At 35.3% G+C, this 26,484-nt stretch carries 27 protein-coding genes; 13 read left to right on the forward strand and 14 right to left on the reverse strand.

From position 1 onward, the window contains the following. Nucleotides 1-40 precede the first annotated feature (40 nt). From trpC to FAF07_RS03770, 7 genes are all read left to right on the forward strand, one after another. Entirely contained in the window at nucleotides 41-823 is a 783-nt protein-coding gene (gene trpC, locus FAF07_RS03740) for an indole-3-glycerol phosphate synthase TrpC (protein WP_142783849.1), read from the forward strand. A gap of 126 nt (nucleotides 824-949) precedes the next feature. Beyond that, nucleotides 950-1,639, forward strand: a complete 690-nt coding sequence (locus FAF07_RS03745) for a phosphoribosylanthranilate isomerase (protein WP_142783850.1) — start codon at nucleotides 950-952, stop codon at nucleotides 1,637-1,639. Nucleotides 1,640-1,761: 122 nt separating this feature from the next. Continuing rightward, nucleotides 1,762-2,943, forward strand: a complete 1,182-nt coding sequence (gene trpB / locus FAF07_RS03750) for a tryptophan synthase subunit beta (RefSeq protein ID WP_142783851.1) — start codon at nucleotides 1,762-1,764, stop codon at nucleotides 2,941-2,943. A gap of 207 nt (nucleotides 2,944-3,150) precedes the next feature. Then, on the forward strand, nucleotides 3,151-3,921 hold the full coding sequence (gene trpA / locus FAF07_RS03755) for a tryptophan synthase subunit alpha (RefSeq protein ID WP_142783852.1): 771 nt from the start codon (nucleotides 3,151-3,153) through the stop codon (nucleotides 3,919-3,921). 20 nt (nucleotides 3,922-3,941) lie between these two features. After that, nucleotides 3,942-4,673, forward strand: a complete 732-nt coding sequence (locus FAF07_RS03760) for an SIMPL domain-containing protein (protein WP_142783853.1) — start codon at nucleotides 3,942-3,944, stop codon at nucleotides 4,671-4,673. Between the two features lie 7 nt (nucleotides 4,674-4,680). After that, on the forward strand, nucleotides 4,681-5,133 hold the full coding sequence (locus FAF07_RS03765; RefSeq protein WP_142783854.1) for a tRNA (cytidine(34)-2'-O)-methyltransferase: 453 nt from the start codon (nucleotides 4,681-4,683) through the stop codon (nucleotides 5,131-5,133). 53 nt (nucleotides 5,134-5,186) lie between these two features. After that, complete coding sequence (locus tag FAF07_RS03770; RefSeq protein WP_142783855.1) at nucleotides 5,187-5,855, forward strand: hypothetical protein; 669 nt, start codon at nucleotides 5,187-5,189, stop codon at nucleotides 5,853-5,855. Nucleotides 5,856-6,014: 159 nt separating this feature from the next. On the opposite strand, the gene FAF07_RS03775 is transcribed toward FAF07_RS03770, so the two are convergent. The 3 genes from FAF07_RS03775 to FAF07_RS03785 are packed head-to-tail and all read right to left on the reverse strand — an operon-like array spanning nucleotide 6,015 to nucleotide 7,727. Next, the gene (locus FAF07_RS03775; protein ID WP_142783856.1) at nucleotides 6,015-6,239 is read right to left on the reverse strand and encodes a VF530 family protein; all 225 of its coding nucleotides are present in this window, start codon (nucleotides 6,237-6,239) and stop codon (nucleotides 6,015-6,017) included. Then, nucleotides 6,220-6,444, reverse strand: coding sequence for a DUF6500 family protein (locus FAF07_RS03780; protein WP_142783857.1), 225 nt, complete (start codon nucleotides 6,442-6,444; stop codon nucleotides 6,220-6,222). Before FAF07_RS03780 ends, FAF07_RS03775 begins: the two co-directional genes overlap by 20 nt. A 5-nt stretch (nucleotides 6,445-6,449) precedes the next feature. Then, complete coding sequence (locus FAF07_RS03785) at nucleotides 6,450-7,727, reverse strand: DEAD/DEAH box helicase (RefSeq protein ID WP_142783858.1); 1,278 nt, start codon at nucleotides 7,725-7,727, stop codon at nucleotides 6,450-6,452. 273 nt (nucleotides 7,728-8,000) lie between these two features. Here FAF07_RS03785 and FAF07_RS03790 point away from each other — a divergent pair, with 273 nt between their 5' ends. Beyond that, nucleotides 8,001-8,405 carry a hypothetical protein gene (locus FAF07_RS03790; RefSeq protein ID WP_185956510.1) on the forward strand — a complete coding sequence of 135 codons (405 nt, stop codon included), beginning with the start codon at nucleotides 8,001-8,003 and terminating at the stop codon, nucleotides 8,403-8,405. A 7-nt stretch (nucleotides 8,406-8,412) separates the two neighbouring features. Here the strand turns inward: FAF07_RS03790 and FAF07_RS03795 are convergent, their stop codons facing one another. Beyond that, the gene (locus FAF07_RS03795; RefSeq protein WP_142783860.1) at nucleotides 8,413-9,093 is read right to left on the reverse strand and encodes a uracil-DNA glycosylase family protein; all 681 of its coding nucleotides are present in this window, start codon (nucleotides 9,091-9,093) and stop codon (nucleotides 8,413-8,415) included. A gap of 96 nt (nucleotides 9,094-9,189) precedes the next feature. On the opposite strand from FAF07_RS03795, the gene FAF07_RS03800 reads away from it, so the two are divergent. Next, complete coding sequence (locus tag FAF07_RS03800; protein WP_142783861.1) at nucleotides 9,190-9,324, forward strand: 30S ribosomal protein THX; 135 nt, start codon at nucleotides 9,190-9,192, stop codon at nucleotides 9,322-9,324. On the opposite strand, the gene yaaA is transcribed toward FAF07_RS03800, so the two are convergent. The 3 genes from yaaA to FAF07_RS03815 all read right to left on the reverse strand — a co-directional run bounded on the left by yaaA (nucleotide 9,325) and on the right by FAF07_RS03815 (nucleotide 11,920). Then, on the reverse strand, nucleotides 9,325-10,083 hold the full coding sequence (yaaA, locus tag FAF07_RS03805; protein WP_142783862.1) for a peroxide stress protein YaaA: 759 nt from the start codon (nucleotides 10,081-10,083) through the stop codon (nucleotides 9,325-9,327). A gap of 242 nt (nucleotides 10,084-10,325) precedes the next feature. Beyond that, nucleotides 10,326-11,363, reverse strand: a complete 1,038-nt coding sequence (locus FAF07_RS03810) for an RluA family pseudouridine synthase (RefSeq protein WP_142783863.1) — start codon at nucleotides 11,361-11,363, stop codon at nucleotides 10,326-10,328. 2 nt (nucleotides 11,364-11,365) lie between these two features. Beyond that, nucleotides 11,366-11,920 carry a PASTA domain-containing protein gene (locus tag FAF07_RS03815; protein WP_142783864.1) on the reverse strand — a complete coding sequence of 185 codons (555 nt, stop codon included), beginning with the start codon at nucleotides 11,918-11,920 and terminating at the stop codon, nucleotides 11,366-11,368. Between the two features lie 241 nt (nucleotides 11,921-12,161). Here FAF07_RS03815 and FAF07_RS03820 point away from each other — a divergent pair, with 241 nt between their 5' ends. Together FAF07_RS03820 and coaD are read left to right on the forward strand one after the other, a co-directional pair. Continuing rightward, nucleotides 12,162-13,145 carry a D-alanine--D-alanine ligase gene (locus FAF07_RS03820; RefSeq protein WP_142783865.1) on the forward strand — a complete coding sequence of 328 codons (984 nt, stop codon included), beginning with the start codon at nucleotides 12,162-12,164 and terminating at the stop codon, nucleotides 13,143-13,145. A 436-nt stretch (nucleotides 13,146-13,581) separates the two neighbouring features. Beyond that, on the forward strand, nucleotides 13,582-14,037 hold the full coding sequence (gene coaD / locus FAF07_RS03825; RefSeq protein WP_142783866.1) for a pantetheine-phosphate adenylyltransferase: 456 nt from the start codon (nucleotides 13,582-13,584) through the stop codon (nucleotides 14,035-14,037). Between the two features lie 70 nt (nucleotides 14,038-14,107). Here the strand turns inward: coaD and FAF07_RS03830 are convergent, their stop codons facing one another. Next, on the reverse strand, nucleotides 14,108-15,721 hold the full coding sequence (locus tag FAF07_RS03830; RefSeq protein WP_142783867.1) for a SulP family inorganic anion transporter: 1,614 nt from the start codon (nucleotides 15,719-15,721) through the stop codon (nucleotides 14,108-14,110). Nucleotides 15,722-15,821: 100 nt separating this feature from the next. Then, complete coding sequence (locus tag FAF07_RS03835; protein WP_142783868.1) at nucleotides 15,822-16,193, reverse strand: hypothetical protein; 372 nt, start codon at nucleotides 16,191-16,193, stop codon at nucleotides 15,822-15,824. Between the two features lie 155 nt (nucleotides 16,194-16,348). On the opposite strand from FAF07_RS03835, the gene FAF07_RS03840 reads away from it, so the two are divergent. After that, entirely contained in the window at nucleotides 16,349-18,088 is a 1,740-nt protein-coding gene (locus FAF07_RS03840; protein WP_142783869.1) for a M14 family metallopeptidase, read from the forward strand. 10 nt (nucleotides 18,089-18,098) lie between these two features. Here FAF07_RS03840 and argS read toward each other — a convergent pair whose 3' ends face one another. From argS to FAF07_RS18460, 3 genes are all read right to left on the reverse strand, one after another. Beyond that, nucleotides 18,099-19,880 (reverse strand): arginine--tRNA ligase, encoded by a 1,782-nt coding sequence (gene argS / locus FAF07_RS03845; protein ID WP_142783870.1) that lies wholly within the window; start codon nucleotides 19,878-19,880, stop codon nucleotides 18,099-18,101. 395 nt (nucleotides 19,881-20,275) lie between these two features. Continuing rightward, nucleotides 20,276-21,571: an IS4 family transposase gene (locus tag FAF07_RS03850; protein ID WP_142783871.1), complete on the reverse strand. Its 1,296-nt coding sequence runs from the start codon at nucleotides 21,569-21,571 to the stop codon at nucleotides 20,276-20,278. A gap of 109 nt (nucleotides 21,572-21,680) precedes the next feature. Further along, complete coding sequence (locus FAF07_RS18460; protein ID WP_185956511.1) at nucleotides 21,681-21,824, reverse strand: hypothetical protein; 144 nt, start codon at nucleotides 21,822-21,824, stop codon at nucleotides 21,681-21,683. Between the two features lie 463 nt (nucleotides 21,825-22,287). Between FAF07_RS18460 and FAF07_RS03855 the strand changes: the two genes are divergently transcribed. Next, nucleotides 22,288-24,342, forward strand: coding sequence for a tetratricopeptide repeat-containing sensor histidine kinase (locus FAF07_RS03855; protein ID WP_142783872.1), 2,055 nt, complete (start codon nucleotides 22,288-22,290; stop codon nucleotides 24,340-24,342). 28 nt (nucleotides 24,343-24,370) lie between these two features. On the opposite strand, the gene ctlX is transcribed toward FAF07_RS03855, so the two are convergent. After that, nucleotides 24,371-25,306 (reverse strand): citrulline utilization hydrolase CtlX, encoded by a 936-nt coding sequence (gene ctlX / locus FAF07_RS03860; protein ID WP_142783873.1) that lies wholly within the window; start codon nucleotides 25,304-25,306, stop codon nucleotides 24,371-24,373. A gap of 131 nt (nucleotides 25,307-25,437) precedes the next feature. Continuing rightward, complete coding sequence (locus FAF07_RS03865; protein WP_142783874.1) at nucleotides 25,438-26,355, reverse strand: dimethylarginine dimethylaminohydrolase family protein; 918 nt, start codon at nucleotides 26,353-26,355, stop codon at nucleotides 25,438-25,440. Nucleotides 26,356-26,484: the final 129 nt, after the last annotated feature.

Below are 26,484 nucleotides of genomic sequence, written 5' to 3' on the forward strand. Positions count from 1 at the left end.
TTATTTTGTATCAAGACAGAATGAACATAAAGAAGAAAAAATGAATATATTAGACAAAATAACATTAGATAAAAGAAGGGAAGTAGCACTTCGAAAAAACCTCATACCAATTTCACAATTGGAGCAATCTGTCTTATTTGAAAGACAAACCATTTCATTAGCTCACAATTTAAGACATAGTTCTTCAGGAATTATTGCAGAGCATAAGCGTAGATCTCCTTCAAAATCTGTAATTAATAATAGTTTGAATATTCAAGACGTTGCTAAAGGCTATGAAGATGCTGGTGTTTGTGGCATGTCTGTTTTAACTGATGGAAAATATTTTGGCGGTTCTTTAGATGATTTATTAACTGCAAGAGCAAGTTGCCGGTTACCACTGCTTAGAAAAGAATTCATAATAGACGAATACCAACTTTTAGAAGCCAAAGCTTATGGTGCCGATGTTATTTTACTAATCGCTACCATTTTATCCAGAGATGAAATTAAGCAATTTTCAGAATTTGCAAAAAGTTTGCACTTAGATGTCCTTTTAGAAGTTCATAATGAAGAAGAATTGCACAAATCCATCATGCCTAGTTTGGATATGTTGGGTGTAAATAATAGAAGTTTAAAAACATTCGAAGTCAGTTTAGAAACCAGCAAGCAATTAAGTAGCATTATTCCTGAAGATTTCGTGAAAGTTTCAGAAAGTGGTATAAGTCATATTAATGCCATCAAAGCATTAAAGCCTTACGGTTATCAAGGGTTTCTAATTGGTGAAAACTTTATGAAAACCGATAACCCAGGTGCAAGCGCCACTGAATTTATAAAAGGCCTCCTTTAACTCCTCCAAAGGAGGAGAATACTTACTTATATGAATAAGAAAAACAAACATATTACCTCAACAGTTCCCTCTCCTTTGGAGAGTCCCGATAATTATCGGGATAGGGTGAGGCTTAAAGTTTGCGGTATGAAATATCAAGATAACATAATCCAAGTTGCTACATTGCAACCGGATTATCTTGGGTTTATTTTTTACGAAAAATCCGTACGGAACTTTGATGCTTCTAATATTCCTAAATTACCAAATTCAATAAAAAAAACAGGCGTTTTTGTTAATGCCGATATTGATTTTGTTATTGAAAAAATCAACACCCATAATTTACAAGCAGTTCAGTTACATGGTGAAGAATCGCCAGAATATTGCTTGAAATTGAAACGTCATGAAGAGGAAAGAAACGACGTGGTAATCTCTTCAGGTGAAACAGACTGCCGCGACTTTGAAAAAAAGTCTCACAATGACAAGAACATTGAAATCATTAAAGTATTCTCCATCAAAAACGAATTTAACTTTGAGATTTTAAAACCCTATGAAAACGTAGTTGACTATTTCCTGTTTGATACCAAAGGAAAATTACCCGGAGGCAATGGTTATACTTTTGATTGGGCTATTTTAAACAACTATCCATCAACAGTACCGTTTTTTCTTAGCGGCGGTATTGGTTTAAATGAAGTTGAAAACATTAAAAACTTCCAACAAAGCAAAGCTTCAAAATACTGCTACGCTATAGACGTAAACAGTCAATTTGAAATAGAACCGGGATTAAAGAATATTGAAGATTTAAAGGAATTTAAAAGAAACGTCATTACGAGGAGATAAAACGACGAAGTAATCTCATCAAAAGAAACAGATTGCTTCACTACGTTCGCAATGACGAAAAAAAGAAATAATAGTATAGAAATTAACAAAAAGATTCTGCCTTCGCAGGAATAACAAAGATTATGAATTACAACGTAAACGAAAAAGGATATTATGGTGAATTTGGAGGGGCGTTTATTCCAGAAATGCTATATCCAAATGTGGAAGAGTTACGCCAAAATTACTTAAAAATAATGGCAGAACCCGATTTTAAAAAAGAGTTCGATCAGCTTTTAAAAGATTATGTTGGGCGTCCTTCTCCGCTCTATTTTGCGAAACGTCTTTCTAAAAAGTACAACACGAAAATTTACCTAAAACGCGAAGATTTAAATCATACAGGCGCACACAAAATAAACAATACCATTGGTCAAATCCTGATGGCACAACGTCTAGGTAAAACCAGAATCATTGCTGAAACAGGGGCAGGACAGCACGGTGTTGCCACTGCCACGGTTTGTGCATTAATGGGCTTGGAATGTATTGTTTATATGGGTGAAATTGATATTGCCAGACAGGCACCTAATGTCGCCCGAATGAAAATGTTGGGCGCCAAAGTTGTTCCTGCCTTATCCGGAAGCAGAACGCTAAAAGACGCCACAAACGAAGCCATTAGAGATTGGATAAACAACCCCGTAGACACCCATTATATCATAGGGTCTGCCATTGGGCCGCACCCTTATCCAGATATGGTCACACGGTTTCAATCGGTCATATCAGAAGAAATAAAATGGCAATTAAAAGCACAGGTAGGTCGTGAAGATCCGGATTATTTGGTAGCCTGCATTGGCGGTGGTAGTAATGCAGCAGGTACGTATTATCACTATTTACATAATGAAGCCGTTGGCATCATTGCTGTTGAAGCCGCCGGATTGGGTGTTGATTCTGGCGAAAGCGCGGCCACCTCGGTTTTAGGAAAAGAAGGCATTATACATGGTTGTAAAACCCTATTGATGCAAACGCAGGATGGTCAAATTACAGAGCCCTACTCTATTTCGGCAGGTCTAGATTACCCAGGTGTTGGCCCGATGCACGCGCATTTATCAAAAACAGGACGCGCCGAGTTCATATCAATAACCGATAGTGATGCTATGGAGGCCGGTTTGGAACTCTCGAAATTAGAGGGCATTATTCCAGCCATTGAAACCGCGCACGCCCTAGCACTTTTTAAGCACAAAACCTTCAAACCAGACGATGTTGTGGTAGTCAGTCTATCGGGGCGGGGCGATAAGGATTTAGAAAATTATATCGATTATTTTAAAATATAAAATGTGGGCGTTACCACAAGGGTCAGGCTTTCGGCAGTCGCTCTCTCCGAGGAGCTCCAACAATGCCTCAATCCTTAACGCAGTGCAGAACTAGAAATGAAACTATCGATAATAATTAAACTTGAAGGTTCGACTTTGTCAGAACTTCAAAATTCAGAAATATTAAACAAACCCTGAATCAGTTTAGGATAATAAAATTGTTTACAGATGAACAGAATAAATCAAAAATTACAACAAGAGGAAAAAATATTGTCTATATACTTTACAGCAGGTTATCCCAGTATCAACAATACCGTTTCCATTATTCAAGATCTCGAAAAAAGCGGTGTAGACATGATCGAAATTGGACTCCCTTTTAGCGATCCTTTGGCAGACGGCCCAACCATTCAAGCAAGCTCTACACAGGCTTTACAAAACGGCATGACCACTGAGCTACTTTTTAATCAGTTACAGGACATAAGAAAAACGGTCGATATTCCTTTAATCATTATGGGGTATTTTAACCCGATACTTCAATATGGCGTGGAAGCCTTCTGTAAAAAATGCCAGGAGATTGGTATCGATGGACTTATCATACCAGATTTACCTGTAGATGTGTATCATGATGACTATAAATCGACATTTGAAAAATATGGATTAATCAACGTGTTTTTAATCACGCCACAAACGTCCGATCATCGCATTCAATTTATCGATTCCATTTCAAACGGATTTATTTATATGGTCAGTAGCGCCAGCGTTACGGGAAGTCAATCTGGTTTTGGAAAAGACCAAACGCAGTATTTTGAGCGTATATCTAATATGCATCTGAAAAACCCCCAAATTATTGGTTTTGGAATTTCAGATAAAGACACCTTTTCACAGGCTACCAAACATGCCAAGGGTGCCATTATTGGAAGTGCTTTTATAAAACATCTTACAAATAATGACATAGCAAGCATTGGTGATTTCGTGAAATCCATACGTTCTAAAAATTAATAATCTTTAAACCTGTTTTTATGAAAAAGACTCTTAGTGCCACCGTATTCTCACTTGCTATTATTATAGCTGCCATCATTTTTGGCAATGCAGTAATAAATAGAAATAAAAAAGCCGGTACTATAGCCGTGACGGGATTGGGACAGACTAATTTCACTTCAGATTTAATTGTTTGGGAGGCTAAGTTTTCCAGAATTAACACTGATTTAAAAGAAGGCTATTCCAATTTAAAAAAGGATAAAACCCTCATCCAAGCGTATCTTAATTCCAAAGGCCTCCCAGATAGCCTAATCGTTTTCAGTGCGGTTGAAACGCAGAAAAACATGAAGCAAAACTATGGCACTAACGGTAATTATTTGGGCCAGGAATTTACGGGATACACCCTCAATCAAACGGTGCAAATCAATTCGCCTGCGGTCGAACAGGTTGAAAAGATCTCAAGAGAAGTGACCGATTTATTAAATCAAGGCATTCAATTGTACTCCATGCCCCCTCGATATTATTATACCAAACTGGAAGATTTAAAAATTGAAATGATTGCACGAGCTACAGAAAACGCCAATTTGAGAGCGAAACGCATTGCTGAAAACTCTGGCGCAAATTTGGATGACTTAATCACTGCAAATATGGGTATTTTTCAAATTACGGGACAAAACTCCAATGAAGATTATTCCTGGGGCGGCGCATATAATACCACGTCAAAAGAAAAAACAGCATCCATCACCATGAAACTCACTTATCAAGTAGATTAATAAAAATATGCCTTTAAACATTGTATTGATTGAACCCGAAATACCAAATAACACTGGTAATATCGGACGCTTGGCTTTAGCATCCGGTTCCAATTTGCATTTAGTAAAACCTTTTGGTTTCCAAATTGACGATTCGCGTTTAAAACGTGCCGGATTAGATTACTGGCAACATTTAAATGTTTTCTACTATGATAATATAGACGACTTTTTCTTTAAAAATAAAGATCAGGCCATGGCCTTTTTATCCAGTCATGGTTCAAAAAATCATTGGGATATTCCTTTTCAAAATGATCTATTTTTAATCTTCGGTAAGGAATCAGTTGGCTTGCCAAAATCGATTATTAAAAAACACAAGCAACATCTTTATAAAATTCCTTTATTCAGTAAACATGTAAGAAGTTTAAATCTGGCAAATGCGGTAGGTATTGTGGTCTACGAAGGCTTAAAATCTATATCCTAAACCTCCATAGCCATTATTTTTAAGCTACATTTGTTACTACTAATTTTCACACCATGACCTATCATATTATTATAAACAGTGTCCAAACCGTTGATGAGCTTAAAGGTGCTTGGACAGATAAAGCGATTATTGAACTACTTGATAAATTAGATTTCCCTAATGCTTCAGATTCAAATCCAGAAGAATTAAGGGATTTATTGTTTATGGCCATTTCAGATTTTGAACCTGAAGAAGCTGCCGCCATCATACTACAATATAAGCTTTCGGATACATTAAACGAAAACCAGATTGAGCAAATGTCTCACGACATGCTGCTAGACAAGATATCTGAAGAATACGCTGATATTTCATTACATCATGAACTTTTCAATATCAATCAACTGCTTTATAAAGCCTACAATGGGACTTTTCCAAATGCCAAGGCTACCATCATTACATTTGAAATTTCTCCCAATAAAAATATCAGCAAAGAAGTGGTACTTAAAGTGCTTAATAAATCGCTTGCTGGTAATAATGTGATCAAAAGGTTATTTGCTAATCAATTGGCTGGAAAGGAGAATTTTGACGAAGCTGATGATATTATTTGGGATCTAACATCCAATGGCGGTACCGGGTATACCTTAACCACCTCGGAATACTGGATGAGTAAAGATGAATTTAATGATGCTGAATTTGATGCTGAAGTCGTAGAATTTGAAGATGATGATGAAGACAAGTGTTAAGTTAAAGCTAAAATGACGCTTAAGGCAATCGTGGATTTTGTGACAGACCTAGACAAAAAATCATTGCATAGCCGTAGCTACGGAATTATTTTTTAACGACGGGATGTCGCAAAAGATGCATTGGATCATGCGTAGGTTTTGGCTTAACTTAACACTAGATCAGTTCTTTTTCTCTAACATCTTTAAATACATAGCCTCCACTTTCGTTCTTGCCCATGGTGTGCGACGTAAAAATTTTAAACTTGATTTGACTGATGGCTTATCGGTAAAGCATTTTATTTTCACCATGTATCCCATATATTCCCAACCATAATGGGCCACCAAATCGTTAATGATTTGCTCCAGCTTGATACCGTGTAATGGGTTATTTGGTTGCGATTCCACTAACTAAACTTTTAATTTTAACAGCTTTTTCAAAATGATTTAGTTTATGCGTTTTAATCCACCATGTAGCAGCTTCCATCAATAATTCCGGATTATCATTCTTATTTGCAAAAAAAGCATAAAAGGACAAACCCACGTTATCCCCTTTTGATGCCATCTTTTTGTCGCAAACTTCAATAATTTTATCCTTTAGAACCTGTTTCATCGGTTTTAATTGCGCCTATCGGTATTCCGTTTAGGACGTCTTGGTGCGCTATTTCTACTTGAACTTCTGTTTGAACTTCCTGATCTGGAATTTCGTGAGTTTCTGCTCTGGCGTCCTTGACCTTGCTTTATTGGCACTGTTGAGGCATTTGGATCGGGTTCAAAACCTTCCAAAATGTCAACAGGCAATTTCATTTCTATTAACTTTTCTATATCTCTTAAAAACGTCGTTTCATCTGCGCTCACTAAAGATAAGGCTTCACCACTAGCTCCTGCTCTACCTGTTCTTCCAATTCTATGTACATAATCCTCGGGGATATTCGGCAACTCAAAATTAATAACGTGCGGTAATAATGGAATATCCAAGCCACGCGCCGCAATATCGGTGGCAACTAATACACGAACACTTCCTTTTTTAAAACCTGCCAAGGCTTTGGTTCTCGCCCCTTGACTTTTGTTACCATGAATGGCCGCTGCCGTAATGCCTGCCTTAATCATTTTTTCGCAAAGCTTGTTGGCACCATGTTTGGTTCTATTAAATACTAAAACCTGTTTCCAATTACCCTCAGAAATTAACTTAATAATTAAATCCGTTTTTAAACCTTTGGCAACCCGATACACTTTCTGGCTAATCGCATCTACCGTGGTGTTTTCTGGTGTGGCCTCCACTTGCACAGGGTGATTTAAAATACCATGTGCCAATTTTTTAATATCTTTTGAAAAGGTAGCCGAAAACATCAAGTTCTGCCTCTTCTCTGGCATCATTTTTATTACGCGCTGTATATCCCTTAAAAAGCCCATATCGAGCATACGATCCGCTTCATCCAGAACAAATATTTCTACCCGCTTTAATGATAATAAGCCTTGATTTTCTAAGTCTAAAAGACGCCCCGGTGTGGCTACCAAAATATCGATGCCTTGACGTAGTGTAGCTGCCTGTGGTTTTTGGTTTACCCCTCCAAAAATAACGGCACTGCGCAAATTCAAAAACTCGCTATATTCTCTAACATTCGCATATACTTGCGCTGCCAACTCACGCGTTGGTGTTAAAATCAAGGCACGAATGGGTCTGAATTTCTCTTTGGGATTTTCAGAAAGTATGTGTAAAAGTGGTAATGTAAATCCTGCGGTTTTACCCGTTCCGGTTTGTGCCGATGCTAAAACATCCTTGCCTTCTAATACTGGAGGAATGGCTTTTTGCTGAATAGGTGATGGTGTAGTGTATCCTTTTTTGCTAATAGCTTTTAGCAAGGCTTCAGATAAGCCTAAAGATTGAAATGACATATATTGTGTTTATGAAGGTCCATAATGGACGTTTGAGATAACAAAACATGATGTATTCTACCCCCTTCTTATTATTAAAGCGCAAAGGTACATCTAATTTTAGGATTAGATTTTGAATACGCGTCTTTGTTAAAAAAAATAACGAACTTCGTTTGAGGTTGACTAAATATCTAGTTACCCCCCTGAAACAGTGTTTCTAATACAAAATCATTGGACTATCTGATTTTGAATTGAGATATAAAACCTTGTTAATAAATGAATTGAGATATTACCATGAAAAATACGACCATTATAAAGGGATTTATTATAGCTGGATTAATGAACGCGTCGGTTTTAGTTTTTTCGAGATTATTTACTAATTTGACAATTCCTGAAGTAGATCCAAATGTCATGTCTAATTTTGGATTAGTAATTATTCTCATTTGGGGATTAGCCTACATATCTGTCGCTAAGAATTATCATCAGGTGAAGTGGCTTGTCGGAGTTTTTGCCATCGAAAAACTAATTTATGGTTGCACTTGGGCCTATTGGATTCTAAATAATTCTATTTCTGATGTCTATGAAAAAGATGTAATGGCTGGATTATTTTACTCGATTTATGGCGTAAATAACTGGGTGTTTTTTGTCTTTTTTTTATTAGTGTTTTTCCAGCTAGTCAATGCAAAGCATAATGATTAAAAAAACATCAAAAAAATTCACGGTACTGCATCACCCTAAAATCAAAAGTATTAAAGTTGGGATTTTGGGCTTTGAGTTGCTTGTAAAGTGGTATTCTACTTATGGATATATTAGCAGCTCCAGAACCTGAGGTTAAGGAAACGGTTTTGATAATTCGTTCCGGTTTGTCAGCGCTACCAATGTTTCTAGGCATGACAAATTGGTGAATTCTAGGAACGACATTGGAAACCACTTCTAGTTTGACATCAAGTGGTTTGATATGTTTTCGAAAAAAATATTCTGGCCCATTTTTACTATTTCCTCCTGTAAAAAGAAGCGTATCAATCTTCGGGAAATCTTTTAAATACCCTATAAGATCACGAAGCTTGATGTTTTGCATCCCTAAATCGGAAGCATCTATTTTCTCACGTTCGCAACTTTCAACAATATCACAAACGCCAATATGCTTGCTTATTAGGAATTGCTTGCGTTGTTCAATGGCCATTTCAGAATTGTCATAGCGCAAATTTAGGTTATGGATTTCATCAATAAATAACCATAACGAGTTGTAATAACTGCCGTAACAAAAATCGACATCTTTTTCTAAAAGTTCACCCGTAGAAAATCGTGGCGGTGGTAAAGTACCCACAATGAGCTTTGTGGTGTGGGCATTTATAAATGGTTTATACGGATGTGTATGTTTAAACACGTTTTACTTGATTTTGAAGTTAAAATTACGTATTTTAAATCATTCATCAGAATGATTCTCATTACGCTGTGAATCATAAAATTAAATAAAACTATTATGGGAAAAGGCGATAAAAAAACAAAACGAGGTAAAATCAATAGAGGCACATTTGGGGTACGACGTCCTCGTATTAAAAAGAAACCGTCAATAGAAAATAAAATTAGTGTTGGTAACAAAGCCAAAGTGAAATAACTATCTTATAAAAACCAAATCTTTTTCAGAAGACATGGGCTCACTGTAATGATACCCTTCATAATCAAAACCTTTTAAATCGTCTATGGTTTGGGCATCAGTATCAATAATATAGCGCGCCATTAAACCACGTGCTGCTTTTGCGAAAAATGAAATCACTTTATAGTCGCCATTTTTAAAATCTTTAAAGTTGGCTGTTATTACCGGTACTTTTAAAGCTTTGGTGTCAACGGCCTTAAAGTATTCATTACTCGCTAAATTTAAGAAGACCTCATCATCCGCTAGTTCTTCATTTAAGGCTTTTGTAATGTCCTTTTTCCAAAACTCATATAAATTTTTGTTTTTTCCTATACGTAGCTTTGTACCCATTTCAAGTCGGTAAGGCTGTATCAAATCTGTGGGTTTTAAAATTCCGTATAGACCAGAAAGAATACGCACCGTGTTCTCGGCTATTTCAATCTTATCTTTCGGAATGGTATAGGCATCTAAACCTCTATAAACATCGCCATTAAAGGCATACATGGCGGGTCTGGAATTATATGTTGTGAATGGCAAGCTCCATTCTTGATTGCGCTCATAGTTTAACTGCCCCAAGGCATCAGAAATACCCATGAGTTTGGATAAGCCTTTTGCCGATTTCTTTTTAAGCAATTTATTCAGGCGCTCAGACTGTTTTAAAAACTGCGCTTCTGTATGTTTTGATGTGGGTAATTTAGTTTCAAAATCAAGTGATTTTGCCGGTGATAATACAAGTTTCATAAGGCCATTTTAATTTCTAAAAAGTAAAATTGTTTCTGTTAATTTCAAAGTTACAATTACTAATTTACTTATAAAATCTTAGGCTAGAATTATTTGTAATAGGGCTATCAGTGGAGTTTATATATGAGATAAAATAAAAAATAGCGCTCTTTATTTTCCTTTTAATTACGATTATTATAATTTTAAGCATAACAAAGAAATATTCGAAAATTAACTATACCATCAGGATTTTTAACTTACTATCATTCAACCTCCTGATATTGTGAATAGCCCCGCCATTTTTCAATACATTGCTGCATATCTTCTGGAATAGGCGTGTCGAACTGCATAAATTCTCCTATTTTTGGGTGTTTAAAGCCTAAGGTTTTGGCATGTAGGGCTTGTCTAGGTAAAATTTTAAAGCAATTATCTACAAATTGTTTATACTTGGTAAACGTGGTGCCTTTTAGAATTTTCTCGCCGCCGTAACGTGCATCATTAAAAAGCGTGTGCCCGATGTGTTTCATGTGCACACGGATTTGGTGGGTACGTCCTGTCTCTAACTTACAAGACAACAAGGTGACATAACCCAAACGTTCCAAAACCCTGTAATGTGTCACAGCCGGTTTGCCTTTATCTGCCTCATCATCCAAATACACCGTATTCTGCAACCTATTTTTGGGGTGACGCCCAATATTGCCTTCCACAGTACCTTCATCTTCATTCACATTACCCCAAACTAAAGCCACATATTCACGCTCACTGGTTTTCTCTGCAAACTGTAAGGATAAATACGTCATGGCCTGTTCGGTTTTTGCAACCACCAACAACCCACTGGTATCCTTATCTATTCTGTGTACCAAACCTGGACGTTCACTAGAGTTATTTGGCAAATTATCGAATCGATGTATAAGTGCATTGATAAGCGTGCCCGAATAATTACCATGCCCTGGATGCACCACCATGCCTGCTGGTTTGTTAACCACCAAAAGTTCGTCATCTTCATAAACCACATCAATGGGAATATCTTCGCCTACCAATAAATTTACAAAAGGAGGATGTGAAAATAACACCCTAATTTTGTCATCTGGTTTTACTTTATAATTGGATTTTACGGGCACATCGTTAACAAAAATACTTCCGTCTTTTGCAGCCGCCTGAATTTTGTTACGCGTGGCGTTTTCAACAAAATTCATTAAATACTTATCTATTCGAAGTGGTGTTTGCCCTTTATCAACTGTAAAAGCATGATGCTCATACATATTGTCTTCATCTGGTAATTGTGGTGTATAATCTTCCATGTTTATGGTCTGTTGCCATTCCCAAGAACAAGGTCTATAACAGATGTTTTTTCTAAAGTTTCTCCTGATTGAATGGTTTTACCTTTATGCTTTAAACTCAGCACAATGTCTTTTCCTATATTATCTACATAAATCAACTTACCTACTTTAAACCCAATCGCTTCTAATGTGGGTTTGGCTTGCCTAAACGTACGGTCTGTTAAATCTGGAACAAGTACTTTTCGGTAACCTGAGGGATTGAGGGTAAGGTATATTTTTCGGTCTTCCTTAACCTTGCTTCCTGCAATTGGATCTTGTTCTATCACCGAAAACCGAGGATAGTCTGGGTTAAAATTTGCTGAATCTTGAATTTTCATGACCAGATTGTTCTCCTTTAACTCCATTTGCGCCACGTTAATGGACTTCCCTATTATATTTGGAACTAGTTCAAAATCCCCATGATGGGTAGACGTTTTTAACCACTTTAATAAGATAAAGCAAAGGATTAATATAGCCACAATGGCTAATGCTATTTGTTTTAAAAAAGTTTTACTTCCAAGAAATTTAATGACGCTCATAAATTTTAAAATATTTAGCAAAACTAAACAAATTTATTATTCTAGATGTTTAAATCGTTTAACTTTAGTTATGTTATATACGCGGACAAAAGTGTAAAAGCCGTTCCTCCTTAATTATTTTATAAAGTTGATTCGGATTAGACAAAATAAATGATATTTTTACAAAACGTGATTCTCATCAATTTAGTGCGATGCAGCACGTGTACACTTTAAATAACAACAACATAACGCTGATTTATTTATGAAAAAACGGATCGCTATCATTATGGGTGGGTATTCCAGTGAATATCAAATCTCGTTAAAAAGTGGCAACGTGATTTATGAAAACCTGAATCCTGATAAATACACCTGCTATCGGATTCATATTTTTAAAGACAAGTGGGTGTATGTGGATGCTAATGATGCTGAATACCCTATAAACAAACATGACTTTTCAGTTAATGTAGACAATCAAATGATAAGTTTTGACTGTGTTTTTAATGCAATTCATGGGACTCCAGGGGAAGATGGCTCTATGCAAGCTTATTTTGAATTACTGAATATTCCGCATACCAGTTGTGGTATGTATCAAGCAGCTTTAACGTTTAACAAACGGGATTGTTTAAGTGTTTTAAAGCCTTACGGGATTAAAACAGCAGCATCTTATTATATAAATTTGGGCGATACGATTGATGAAGAAGCCATAATTAATAAAGTAGGCCTACCTTGTTTTGTAAAAGCGAATAAAGCCGGAAGTAGTTTTGGAATTACTAAAGTCCATGAGCAGCCGCAACTTCAAAAAGCTATTGATGTGGCTTTTAAAGAAGATGACGAAATTATTATAGAATCTTATTTAGATGGCATGGAAGTATCGGTTGGTGTTATCATTTATCAAGGTGAAACCAAAGTGTTACCCATTACTGAAATTGTAAGTGAAAACGATTTTTTCGATTATGAAGCAAAATACCTCGGAAAATCACAGGAAATTACGCCGGCAAGATTAACAAAAGACCAAGAAACAAAAGTCTGTAAAGTGGCTAAAAAAGTATACGAAGTTTTAAAAATGACTGGCTTTTCTAGAAGTGAATTTATTTTTAAAGATGGAGAGCCGCATCTATTAGAAATGAATACCGTACCCGGTCTTACCAATGAAAGCATCCTACCCCAACAAGCCGCAGCAGCTGGAATTAGCATGCATGATTTGTTTGACAATGCGATAGAAGAAGCTTTGAAAGACCTACCTTAATCCCTCCAAAGGAGGGAAACTATTATGTACAACAAATAGAAGAAGCTTATATTTACAATATGAAGTGGTTTAAACTTTTTTCAATTGGCTGCAAAAGGCTCCTTTTCACCCCTTTTTCGCCTTTTTATTACTTCGTAGCCCTGCTATGAAGTGCAAAAAAGTCTTTAAAATGAATAAAAAATAGCTATTTTTCGCTTCAATCAAAAAAGTTTAAACCACTTCTATATTAATTTATGTATATCCGTTTTTAGTCATATAGTTAAAACGTCACCCTGAATTTGTTTCAGGGTCTCACATTAATATGTTAATTTACAACTTTATGAGATTCTGAAACAAGTTCAGAATGACGTACATTATAAATTTATGAACCATTACGGACAATCATTTTTAATTTAAACAAAAATCCCCTTTCCAAAGGAAAGGGTTAGAGATAGGTATGAAACGAGCCATATTCCCTGGATCTTTTGATCCATTAACATTAGGACATTACGATATTATAAAACGTGGTGTGACTCTTTTTGATGAAATTATTGTGGCTATTGGTGTCAACGCCGATAAAAAATATATGTTTTCACTTAAAGAAAGAAAAGGTTTTATTGAAAAGGCGTTTGAAGATGAACCTAAAGTAAAAGTGATGACCTATAAAGGTTTAACTGTAGATTTTTGTAAAGAAATTGATGCTGAATTTATTTTACGAGGACTTAGAAATCCTGCCGATTTTGAATTTGAAAAAGCCATTGCGCATACCAACAGGCATCTATCCACCATTGAAACGGTTTTTCTATTAACGGCTGCTAGCACTTCTTATATTGCGTCTTCTATTGTGCGCGATGTTATTAGAAATAACGGAGATTACACAAAGCTGGTTCCGGATAGCGTTCGAGTGAAGTGATAACCTGTCATAAATGATTGCTCTCTAAGATAGCTATTATCTGAAACACACTTTTTAAATTTTAGTTAAATTAAAACTTATATTCTGAAAGCCCTTTAGGAAATGCTTCTGGGTTTTCTGCTAGATGGTATCGCGGATCGTCAATATCTTCAACTATAACTTCTCTAAATTTCGGACTGGATTTATAGAGCAATATTTTACAATCTTCACTTAAGTGTTTAAGCTTAATCGATTTGCCTTCCGCTTCATATTTATTCACCAAATTAAAAATAGCTTCTAAAGCAGAATGATCACTGATACGAGATTCCACAAAATCAACTTCCACCTTATCCGGATCATTTTTAACATCAAACTTATCATTAAACGCGATAATAGAGCCAAAAAACAAAGGGCCCCAAATTTCGTAAACCTTCGTGCCATCTTCACGCATACGTTTTCTGGCACGAATACGTTTTGCGTTTTCCCAAGAAAAAACCAAAGCACTGATAATAACACCAGCAATTACGGCGATGGCTAAATCAAATATCACGGTCAATGCAGATACAGTGACCAATACGATCACATCACTTAAAGGAATTTTATTAAGAATTCTAAAACTACTCCAAGCAAACGTACCAATAACCACCATAAACATCACACCCACTAATGCCGCAATAGGCACTTGCTCAATTAGACCCGATGCAAATAATATAAACCCTAATAATGCTAAAGCCGCTACTATACCAGAAAGCCTTCCTCTACCGCCACCTTTTATATTAATTAATGATTGACCAATCATGGCGCAACCACCCATACCACCAAAAAAACCTGTGACAATATTAGCACCACCTTGTGCTAGACATTCCCTGTTGGTGTTTCCTCTGGTTTCAGTTAATTCATCTACTAAATTCAATGTCATTAAAGATTCTATTAAACCAATAGCGGCTAGAATAAGTGCGTATGGTCCTATGAATTTGAGGGTCTCGAAATTAAAAGGGACTTTGCTAAAAATATCTGTTTGGAATTGTGGTAAACCACCTTTTAAACCATCGCCACCACCATCTCTAATAAAACTACCTACCGAGGCTACATCCAAATTCCCAAAGATGACTATAGCAGATACGACTAAAATAGCGACTAAAGCTTCAGGTAACTTTTTAGTGATTTTTGGTAAGCCAAACATGATACCCATGGTGAGTAATACCAAACCAACCATAATATACATTTGCGAACCGTTAAACCAGTCCCCATTTGCATCTTTAAACATGCTTAATTGTGATAGAAAAATAACAATGGCCAAACCATTAACAAAACCCATCATTACTGGGTGCGGTATCAATCGAACAAATTTTCCGAGTTTAAAAATACCTGCAAGCATCTGTATGACACCCATTAATATAACGGTTGCAAATAGATAATAGAGTCCGAGGTTTTCAGCTTCGGTTCCCATAGCATTACCCTCTGCTACCAAACTCACCATAACCACCGCCAGTGCACCTGTGGCTCCACTTATCATACCTGGGCGTCCTCCAAAGACAGAGGTAATCAAACCAACCATAAATGCAGCATAAAGACCAACTAAAGGATCTACACCAGCTACAAAAGCAAAAGCAACTGCTTCTGGTACGAGCGCTAATGCCACGGTTATTCCGCTTAAAATATCATTTTTTGCATTGGCTGCGCGCTTTCTAATAAATTCGGTCATGGTTTATTTTTGAAGGTGCAAATTTACATTTTATATATAGAGTAGCAAGAAGAAGTGCTAAATTTATAAACTTGAGCGGACCCAATCGTTTGAAAAATAACTATCCATTTATTAAATTTAACCATGAAATAGCGTCCTCTCTAGTCCTAAAGTATTTGGTATTCCAATCGATATTTTTATTTAAGCTTAATAGGGATTCAGAAGCAATTAATCCGCCGTTAGTTCCAATAACCACAGCTAAATTTTTAATTTTATCATTATTCACGATTAATTTTTGAGCTTCAAAATTGTAAGTATACGCGTGTTTTCTATTTACGAGTATAGAAAAGGGAGATTTAAGATTGTTAAATACAAAATTAAGATATTCTTTGGCTTGATCAACATTCATATCAACACCTTCGCTAACAATAACTTCAGCCAAATCACTCTTAAGAATTGAAATAGTTCCAAACGACATTTCATAAGTCTTCATACGTATATATTTTTGAGAGACCCTTAAAATAATCACAACTATAAAACGAACTATCACCAGCAATTAGAGCAATAGTATCTAAAGTAATCATTATTTACTAAAATTAGAATACAAAAACCTACAATAGCCAAATAATTGTAGATTTGTTAGAAAACATGCGTTCACTCCTTCTATTCTTTATATGGATTGTTTCTTATAATCTATCAAGTCAAGTTTCAAACTATAATTTTGAAACGTCTTTTGAAAAAAGCAATGGTTTAGAAACTGCCACCTACAAACAGACCATAGAATTCTATACCCATTTAGCTAAAACATTTCCTGAAATAGCCATAGATAGCATTGGCGAAACAGATTCTGGCAAGCCGCTGCATTATATTACACTCAATCCTGATGGTGAATTCGATTTTGCTGTCGTCAGAAAATCAAATAAACGGATTTTGCTCATTAACAATGGCATTCATCCAGGTGAAAGTGATGGTATTGATGCCACGATGCTATTATTTAGGGATTTTGTAAATGGCACAATTGCTTTTCCTGAAAACATCGTTTTGGTTACCATACCTATTTATAATGTTGGTGGGAGTTTAAACAGAAACGCTACCTCACGAACCAATCAAAACGGCCCGAAAAGTTACGGTTTTAGAGGAAATGCTAGGAATTATGACTTAAATAGGGATTTTATAAAGTGTGACACAAAGAATGCCCGAACATTTACGACACTTTTTCATTTGATAAAACCAGACGTCTTTATTGATAATCATGTAAGCAATGGTGCCGATTATCAATATACACTCTCGCATTTATTTACCCAGCACAATAAATTAGGCGGTAATTTGGGCAACTATATCCAAACTGAAATGCTCCCAAAATTAGAACAAAAATTAGTTAATAAATCATGGGATATTACGCCTTACGTTAACGTTTTCAATCAGGTTCCAGAAAAGGGGTTTTCACAATTTTTGGATTCCCCAAGGTATTCAACAGGATATACTACACTTTGGAATACGCTGGGTATGATGGTAGAAACCCATATGTTGAAACCTTACAAGCAACGTGTTGAGGGCACTTACGAACTTATGAAAAGTATGGTTGAAATTATGGAAGAGGATGCAGAAGATATTGTCTTATTAAGGAAGGATGCTTTAAATGCATATTTGCAAAATGAGAAATACCCCTTAGACTGGGACATTGATTCGACTCAACATACGACATTAGATTTTAAGGGTTACGAAGCCGAAAATATAACTAGTAAAATTACGGGCGTATTACGATTAAAATATGATAGAACTCAGCCCTTTAATAAGAAAGTTACCTATCAAAATTATTTTAAACCGAGCATTGAAGTGGACATACCCCAAGCCTATGTTGTTCCACAGGGTTGGTGGAATGTTCTGGAATTGTTAAAATTAAATGCGGTTGAAATGATAAGGATTAAAAATGATACAACGATAAATGTTGAGGCTTACAAAATAAAAAGTTACAACACCAGAAATATGGCTTATGAAGGCCATTATCCGCACTATGACACCCAAGTAAGTTCTCAAATGCAATCCGTCCATTTTGAAAAAGGAGATTATTTAATATCAACCCAACAGCATGCCATGCGCTACTTATTGGAAACCTTAGAGCCACAGGCTCCTGATTCTTTTTTTAACTGGAATTTTTTCGATACTATATTGCAACAAAAAGAAGGGGTTTCACCATACGTCTGGGAAGATAAAGCTTTAAACCTATTAGAAAATAATGCAGTGCTTAAATTAGCATTTGAAACTAAAAAATCAACTGATATTAAGTTTGCTAAAAATTGGTACTCACAACTAGATTGGATTCATAAAAAGAGTGAATACTATGAAAAAGCACATTTACAATATCCTATTTACAGAATTTTAAAATAAGCATAACGCATTACATTCTCTCTGGCACATGGATGCCTAATAAACTAAATGCATTCTTTATAGTTGATGAAACACTAGTTGAAAGTTGCACTCTCAGCGTTTTTTCAACGTCACTATCTGCTCCTAAGATGGATACATTTTGATAGAATGAATTAAACTCTTTTACCAAATCGTACGTGTAATTGGCAATAAGAGCAGGGCTGTGTTGCGATGCGGCATTTTGAATCACCTCAGGAAATAATTGCAGTTGCTTTATAAGCTCCTTCTCTTTATCGTGCAAGGCTATTTCCGAAGGATCAAGAGTTTGATTGTTTGTTTCTGCTTTTCTTAATATCGATTGAATTCTGGCATATGTATATTGTATAAATGGCCCTGTATTGCCTTGAAAATCTATGGATTCTTTGGGATCAAATAAAATACGTTTCCTAGGGTCAACCTTTAATACGTAATACTTTAGGGCACCTAAACCTATGGTTTTGTAAAGTGCTTCTTTTTCATCTTGCGAATAGCCATCTAACTTACCCAATTCTTCAGAGATTTCTCCAGCTGTAGAAGCCATTTCATCAATTAAATCATCTGCATCAACTACAGTGCCTTCACGACTTTTCATTTTACCACTAGGCAAATCGACCATACCATAACTGAGATGGTATAAATTCTTGGCCCATTCGAATCCTAATTTTTTCAAAATTAAAAATAGCACCTTAAAATGATAGTCTTGCTCATTACCCACGGTATACACCATACCTCCAACATCCGGAAAATCTTTTATACGCTGTATGGCGGTGCCGATATCCTGGGTCATGTAAACAGCCGTTCCATCAGCACGCTGAACAATTTTTTTATCAAGTCCATCTTCTGTTAAATCACACCATACAGAACCATCTGCTTCTTTTTCAAAGACACCAGATTTTAAACCTTCTTCAACAAACTCCTTTCCTAATAAATACGTGTTGCTCTCATAATAGAGGACATCAAAATTGACGCCTAAATTTTTATAGGTGATATCAAAACCATCATAAACCCAAGCGTTCATTTTGCTCCAAAGCGCCACGGTGTCTTCATCTCCAGCTTCCCATTTTATTAACATGTTTTGAGCTTCCAATAGAATAGGCGCTTGCTTTTTGGCGTCTTCTTCTGTAAATCCTTTTGTACTTAATTCATGAATTTCCTTTTTATATTCTTGATCGAACATAACGTAATAATTACCTACTAACTTATCGCCTTTTAAACCTGAACTTTCAGGAGTTTCTTGGTTTCCAAATTTCTTCCAAGCCAACATACTTTTACAAATATGTATCCCGCGATCATTAATAATCTGTGTTTTGTAAACTTTTTTTCCTGAAGCTTTTAAAATTTCGGCGACACTATAGCCTAAAAGATTATTCCTAACATGACCCAAATGCAAAGGTTTGTTGGTATTTGGTGAAGAATATTCAACCATTATCGCCTTATCATCCGCTGTTGGTAACTTAAAACCATATTGGCGATCATCTTTTATGGTATTGAAAAAAGATATGTAATATGAATCACTAATTTCCAGATTTAAAAATCCCTTAATCACATTAAAAGCTTTCACTTCCTCTACATGTTCTTGTAAATACTGACCGATGGTTTCACCAATTTGCATGGGATTACCCTTAATATAACGTAACATTGGAAAAATTACAACAGTTATATCGCCTGCAAATTCCTTTCTTGTGGCTTGAAATTCTACAGCATCAATGGTAATATTGTAAGATGCTAAAACAGCTTGTTTTACTTGATTAGTTAAAGTCTCTTGAAGGCTCATTTCATCTAAATTTTAAGAGAGCAAAGATAACTATATTTAGAACTCATTTAATTTTTTTTAATTAGCTAAAAAATTAACCTTTTAAATCCATTTTTCGCCTTTATTTTCCTTCCGTAGCCCTGCCATGCAACTCAAAAAAGCATTCAACTGGGTTCAAAATCGCTAATTTTCGCTACAATCCAAAAAATTTAAACGAGTTCTTATGAAAGATAATCACACAGCAAAGCGAAATCCTATCCATCGTACTTGATACTAATATCCGATGTAATACATGATTATTTGCGCAAAAACAATCACTTTTTAGAACCCAACACACCTAAAGCCAAAGCGCCTAAACCAAGAGCTATTGTGATATAAGAGTCCGTGTTATCCCAATGTCATTAAGTTAAGGTTTTTCAAATGCTATCTTTCTGATTTTTAGTTATTTTTGGTTTGGTTCTAGTTCTATATTTAGCCAAATCTCTTTTAAATGACCGATTAGGTCTTATAGGAACCATGTTTTCCATAAATAGCTGTTTGAGTTCATTCAGCGGTTCTTCTATTGAGCTTTCGGTAAAAAATAATTCTACAACTCTATTTTTTAAAAAACCATAGGAGAGGTTTTTGTTAATTTTGTAATCTAATCTTCTTTGTTTATTCTTTTCTGCTATTTCATCTTCTAACTCACTGACAATTAGTCTTTGTATGTTACTAATAAATAGAGCTGCGTAAAAATCTTGTAGAATACTTTGTTTAGAGTATCCAGAAAAATGTTCTACTTTCAGTTTGTTTTTTAACTCGTCATAAAATGTTTCTACATTCCATCGTTTGTAATAAAGTGATTTAAATATGCTGTTGGGATAACTTTTAATATCGTACAAAGAGGTCATTAATATTTCAACCTGCCCTTTTGGTAGTTCTACTCTGATAAGCCTTACTTTGATAGGTTTTGATTTATCTAAACCTTTATCTGATTGTTTTATGTATATACCAGGACTTATGGTTACTATTTGAGACTTTTTTTTGCTTTTTTCAAAATTGATAATAAGTTTGCTAAAGCCTATCTGCACACGTATTACATAATCCAAATTATTGGTAATGTGATATTTGATAAAATCATATGATGGATATCCTCTATCGTAGAGTATTAAATCACCTTGCTTACAATGGGTTAAATGTGAGAGTGCCATAGCGCGTTCGCCTTGACTTACTGGCGCTAGTTCACCATCTATAACATAATTGTTTTCCAGATCATATAAAACAGAACATCTTGCTTGTACGATACTCGTTGTGGTATGGTTTTTTGTTTCCCCAAAATATGACTTTAGTTCTTTTGTTAGTGGTAAAGTAACCCGAGAACCATCTACTGCCAACAGTCTAAATCCTTTCCAAGTTTTAATAGCGCACTCATTATCTGTATAAAACTCTTCTATTAAAGTATGTGAAAGATGTTTAAATACTATAGGGCTTATTTTCTTTCGCGCTTGTACAAAAGCACTTTTGGTAAACTTTTGGGTTGGACTTATTTTTAAAAAACTTAAAAAATTTTCTAATTCAAGGGATAAACTTTTACGTAGCATATTCAACATAAGTAGTAAGATAGTAGAAAATTCTTGTTTTCGTTTACGTGTAAAGTCCTTTTCTGAAATTCTAAATTCAGTTTTTAATGTGTCATTGAATAATTCTGCTTTTAATTTCTTAAAAATTAAAATAGTAGTTTTTTTTCATCTTTATAATTGGTTGATTACCAATTAAATATACGAATAAATTTACAAAAAAACAAATTTAAACTACTGTGAATCAACTAATTAACACCTTAACTTAATGACATTGCGTGTTATCCTGGGCCTCAACACTTAATCCTCCAAAGCTAACAGAGGCTTCAGGAGCAATCAATGTGTAAATCCCATATCCTAATAGTACGATACCTACCACCAAAAGAATTTGCTTTACCGTTTTGTTCATTTTTATATAATTTATGGTTAATTTTTAGTTATAGTCACAACAATAAAATTGCATTACATTGGCATTACTAAGTGATTGATTTCGCAATAAATATATATTGTAATATACCAAGATAGTTAATAAATTATCATTACTCTTTTTAATGATTATTTTCTATAATTTAATAACTAAAAAAAGGTAACCTTCATAGAGAATAGTGTCGTTTTTCTATGATTCTTACCGTTCATCTATTCGTCGATATTTTACTAAAAAAATGCACATCCTTTCAACTAATATATTGGTAGAAAAACCTAGAAATTAGATTTTAACGGGTCTTTTTCCAATTTTTGCTAGGTAAAGCTATTAAAAAACATTCTAGATTTTCTAGAGCAATAAACAATCACAATTGACTAAAGTTATCTTATTTTCCCTCAAAATGAGCAATCTTTAAAACAAAAGCTTTATTTCAGTTGTACCATTTTTTATGAGGAAGATCATTACTTTGATTCTGTTTTTATCTATTTTCTCTGGTTTAGCACAAACCAAGAAGTTGGATAGCCTCACTATACAATTAGCTTTCGAAGAGCAAGACTCCCTTAAAGTTGAAACCTCCTTAAAACTTATTGAAGAACTCTACAAAATTGAATCCTACGATAGGGCTTTAAAATATATCATTGAAACTGAAAAACTCTCAACTAGTTTAAATTATAAAAAAGGCATTGCCGAAGTCACCTATTTAAAAGCGCTATTATATGCTCAAAAAAATGACTATATCAATGCGGTTGCCGGCTATACAAAAGCGAAATCATTATTTTACGAATTGAATGACACCCTTGGTGTGGCCACTGTAAATAATAGTATTGGCCTTATTGAAATTAAGCGTGGGAACTATGCTAAAGGACTCCAGTATTCATTGGCTGCCATTGAGGAACTTGAAAAACGTCATTTAAAAGATGAACTTCGTTTGGCCTACAGCAATTTGGCGAAAGCCTATTACAATATTAAGGCTTACGATAAATCCATTGAATTCAATTTAAAAGCACTAGACGTTCAAGAACAATTGAATGACGTTGCCGGTATAAACGCTTCCAACAGTTTGCTTGCTGAGCTTTACTCGATAAAAAAAGAGCACCGAAAGGCCATAGAATACTATGAAAAGGTTTTAGCTGAAACTGATAGTGATTCTATTCGCGGAAGGATATTCCCTAAATTAGGTGGCGAATATTTAAAATTTAATGATTATGAAAAATCCGGTCAATACTTAGTTCAAGGATTAAACATAAATAGACGTTCAAAGGATGAAGCTGGATTGTTAACCGCCTTGAATAATTTAGGCGATTTAAATCTACAACAAAATCGACTTATTTTGGCAGAACGTCAATTGTTAGAAGCTGGACAGCTTGCTAAACGTCTTGAAAATTCTGATGAACTATTGAGGCATTATAAATTAATGAAAGCCTTAGACTCTACCAGGCGAAAATTTGATAGGGCATTTGTTTGGCAGCGTGAATATTATAATTTAAAGAACAACTTGAACAATACTAATGTTGACTTTGATACCGATTCTGAAGTATTGCCAAAATTAGAATTAGATCCTGATTTTGATGCGCAAACAGAAATTCAAAGTTCTTCTGCTACACTAGAAGATAACACTGAAAATCAAGAGGGATTAGGTAAATTCCGATTGATTTTTTATGGTTTATTGGCGGCACTCGCTATTGTATCAACCTTCTTAATTCTTATCTATTTAAAACGTAATAACAATATTAAATATACACAGGAACTAGAAGAAAAAAATATAAAAATAGAATTGCAAAACGAGGCATTTCTAGAGCAAACCAAACACTTGGAGAATGTAAACAATGTAAAGGATAAGTTGTTCTCTATTATATCCCACGATCTAAAAGATTCGCTGTCCTCAATTAATGGCTTTATAGATTTGTTACGAGATGGTTCGCTTTCACGGGAAGAATTTGACAATTTAATTCCTGAACTAAGTGAAAATGCAAACAATGCCTCTTTACTGCTTTTTAATTTACTCAATTGGTCCAAATCGCAAATGCAATCTTTAGAACCAAAACCTACATTATTTGATGTACAAGAAGTGTTTGAGGAGAAAGTAAAACTGATAGAAAACCGAATGGAAAATAAAGGCATTACTTTAATTGACCATTCCCTTAGAGATTTTGCCTATGCAGACAGAAGTATGTTTGAAATCGTGGTTCAAAACCTATTGGCCAATGCTTTAAAATTCTGTAAGAACGGTGATACGATTACCATTTCGAATCATATTAGTAATGGTAGTTGTATTATAAGTATAGCTGATACTGGTGTTGGCATATCTAAGCAAAATATTGAAAAATTGTTCAAAAACAGCACGTTTACCACGGTTGGAACGGATAATGAAAAAGGCACTGGTTTAGGACTCTCTATTTGTAAAGAGCTAATCGAACTCAACCATGGTAAAATTTGGGTAGAAAGTACTATAAATGTTGGTAGCACGTTTTATGTGCAACTCCCAAAATCCAGACCAGATTAGTCTGTAATAAAAACAGGAATATAAATTATTATTCCTTTGGCAAGAACACCTCGGCCATCATACAGCGTGCACTTCCACCGCCACAGGCTTCGATAGTATCTAAAGAACTTGATACCATTTTGTTATGCGTCTCTAATTGTTTTATTTGAGATGGCGTTAAACTTTTATATGCTGCTGCGCTCATAATTAAAAAACGCTCATCATTTCGACCTTTAACTTGCAGCATATTGCCCGCGAAATTATTAACCTGTGCTTCGGTAATATCAATTATAGCCTTGCCGTCTGCCTTTAAATGATTGACCACATTTTTACGCTCTTTTTTATCGTCAATACTACTCAAGCAAATCACGGCAAAAGTTTCACCCAAGCACATCATCACATTGGTGTGATAAATGGCTGCTCTGGCGCCGTTAACGGTTTGGTTTGCTGTAAAAATAACGGGTGTAAATTCAAAATCTTCACAGAATTCTATAAATAAATCTTCATCGGCGCGCGGCGACAATGCGCAATACGCTTTGCGGTTCACGCGATCTAACAATAAACTTCCAGTACCTTCTAAAAATACCTGTTCATCTTCAGCACTTGTGTAATCAACAATTTGATTAATAACAAAACCCTGCTCCTCTAGTGCGAGTAACACGTCTTCTCTGCGCTCTAAACGGCGATTTTCGGCAAACATGGGATACAAACCTACATGACCATTTTCATGAAACGATACCCAGTTATTAGGAAAAATAGAATCTGGCGTATCAAACTCTGGAGTGTCATTCACGACAATCACATGGACGCCAATAGCTCTCAGTTTTTCAACATAGGTATCAAACTCCTTTTGGGCTTTCGCATTCACGGTTTCCGGCAAGATGTTATCCAACACTTTTTGATAATAGTTGTTCACGGCCGTTTGTTCGTTCATCCTGAAATTAATAGGACGAATCATTAGAATGGTATTTGTTGCCTGTTGCATAAGCCTAATATGTATTGAGCAAAAGTAGAATTAATTAATATATAAAATGACCAAGTAAATGATATTTTTTCTAGTACTAACCATTGGATTTGTAAGAAATCAAAACATAACCGATTCCTATCCTCGTAGAACTAACACTCCCGAATCAATGGCATGGTCGAGCAACGTAGTAGCCCTTCTTGCTTTGCAATTTCTGCATAAGGCACTTCTTCAACCGTAAACCCCTGCGAGCGTAACCAAGTATTCAGTCGTGTAAAATTCTTTTCAGAAATAATTACAGTTTCAGAAATAGAAAACACGTTACTATTCATTTGGTACATTTCGTCTTTAGTAATTTCAAATACATTCTCCTTTCCGAAATAATCAACCAACCAATCAAAATCACTTTCATTTAAAAATCCGTTTTTATGTAAAATGGCTTTATCGGTACCAATAGGCTGAAAACAACAGTCTAAATGCAAGGCATTTTCCATGGCATTGGTATTCGATTTTCTAAGCTCAAAAGCCTTCACGGTTTTATGAGGGAATAGCTCTTGAATAGCATTTACCGCTTGCTTATTGGTGCGCGCTGTGATTAAATCTGGGTAGTCTTCACCATTATAGGTGCCTATAAAAACATAGTCGTTCCATGGCATGACATCGCCACCTTCAACGTGACAATCTTCTGGTAAAATGATGCGCTTGTCTTCGTCAACTTGATTCCATATATAATTAATGGCTTCCACTTCTTCTTCTCTATTTGGAAGTATATTGGCACGTACCATTTTGTCATCGATTACAAAAGCGATATCCCTGGAAAATATTTGATTGCAGTTTTCTATAATGTCTGGTCTATATACCGTAACATCGTACTTGTTTAAAACACTGGCCACAGCCTCCATTTCAAGAATCATATCTGCCTCCTTCGGGTAGGTGCCTGCCAATACATGTTCTATGCTTTTAGGGTCGTAACAGTCTTCTACACTAGGGGTTGGCCCATTGCTAACGGCAGTACCCAATACAACAGCACGAAGTCGTGATGTTTCATTTTTAACATTCAATTTTAACATAGCGTAAACCTAAAGAATATATTAGTGTTTTTTAAGTTATGTTCATGAAATTTTGATGACACCAAAATATAATCATCCGTTTTCATAGAAACACATAAAAAAAGCTTCACGTTTTTCACATGAAGCTTA

It is taken from the genome of Changchengzhania lutea (genome assembly GCF_006974145.1).
Taxonomy (GTDB): domain Bacteria; phylum Bacteroidota; class Bacteroidia; order Flavobacteriales; family Flavobacteriaceae; genus Changchengzhania; species Changchengzhania lutea.

Coding starts and splice junctions, on each gene's coding strand:
- trpC (WP_142783849.1), top strand. CDS start 41: ATGAATATATTAGACAAAATAACATTAGATAAAAGAAGGGAAGTAGCA.
- FAF07_RS03745 (WP_142783850.1), top strand. CDS start 950: ATGAAATATCAAGATAACATAATCCAAGTTGCTACATTGCAACCGGAT.
- trpB (WP_142783851.1), top strand. CDS start 1,762: ATGAATTACAACGTAAACGAAAAAGGATATTATGGTGAATTTGGAGGG.
- trpA (WP_142783852.1), top strand. CDS start 3,151: ATGAACAGAATAAATCAAAAATTACAACAAGAGGAAAAAATATTGTCT.
- FAF07_RS03760 (WP_142783853.1), top strand. CDS start 3,942: ATGAAAAAGACTCTTAGTGCCACCGTATTCTCACTTGCTATTATTATA.
- FAF07_RS03765 (WP_142783854.1), top strand. CDS start 4,681: ATGCCTTTAAACATTGTATTGATTGAACCCGAAATACCAAATAACACT.
- FAF07_RS03770 (WP_142783855.1), top strand. CDS start 5,187: ATGACCTATCATATTATTATAAACAGTGTCCAAACCGTTGATGAGCTT.
- FAF07_RS03780 (WP_142783857.1), bottom strand. CDS start 6,444: ATGAAACAGGTTCTAAAGGATAAAATTATTGAAGTTTGCGACAAAAAG.
- FAF07_RS03785 (WP_142783858.1), bottom strand. CDS start 7,727: ATGTCATTTCAATCTTTAGGCTTATCTGAAGCCTTGCTAAAAGCTATT.
- FAF07_RS03790 (WP_185956510.1), top strand. CDS start 8,001: ATGAAAAATACGACCATTATAAAGGGATTTATTATAGCTGGATTAATG.
- FAF07_RS03800 (WP_142783861.1), top strand. CDS start 9,190: ATGGGAAAAGGCGATAAAAAAACAAAACGAGGTAAAATCAATAGAGGC.
- yaaA (WP_142783862.1), bottom strand. CDS start 10,083: ATGAAACTTGTATTATCACCGGCAAAATCACTTGATTTTGAAACTAAA.
- FAF07_RS03810 (WP_142783863.1), bottom strand. CDS start 11,363: ATGGAAGATTATACACCACAATTACCAGATGAAGACAATATGTATGAG.
- FAF07_RS03815 (WP_142783864.1), bottom strand. CDS start 11,920: ATGAGCGTCATTAAATTTCTTGGAAGTAAAACTTTTTTAAAACAAATA.
- FAF07_RS03820 (WP_142783865.1), top strand. CDS start 12,162: ATGAAAAAACGGATCGCTATCATTATGGGTGGGTATTCCAGTGAATAT.
- coaD (WP_142783866.1), top strand. CDS start 13,582: ATGAAACGAGCCATATTCCCTGGATCTTTTGATCCATTAACATTAGGA.
- FAF07_RS03830 (WP_142783867.1), bottom strand. CDS start 15,721: ATGACCGAATTTATTAGAAAGCGCGCAGCCAATGCAAAAAATGATATT.
- FAF07_RS03835 (WP_142783868.1), bottom strand. CDS start 16,193: ATGAAGACTTATGAAATGTCGTTTGGAACTATTTCAATTCTTAAGAGT.
- FAF07_RS03840 (WP_142783869.1), top strand. CDS start 16,349: ATGCGTTCACTCCTTCTATTCTTTATATGGATTGTTTCTTATAATCTA.
- argS (WP_142783870.1), bottom strand. CDS start 19,880: ATGAGCCTTCAAGAGACTTTAACTAATCAAGTAAAACAAGCTGTTTTA.
- FAF07_RS18460 (WP_185956511.1), bottom strand. CDS start 21,824: ATGAACAAAACGGTAAAGCAAATTCTTTTGGTGGTAGGTATCGTACTA.
- FAF07_RS03855 (WP_142783872.1), top strand. CDS start 22,288: ATGAGGAAGATCATTACTTTGATTCTGTTTTTATCTATTTTCTCTGGT.
- ctlX (WP_142783873.1), bottom strand. CDS start 25,306: ATGCAACAGGCAACAAATACCATTCTAATGATTCGTCCTATTAATTTC.
- FAF07_RS03865 (WP_142783874.1), bottom strand. CDS start 26,355: ATGTTAAAATTGAATGTTAAAAATGAAACATCACGACTTCGTGCTGTT.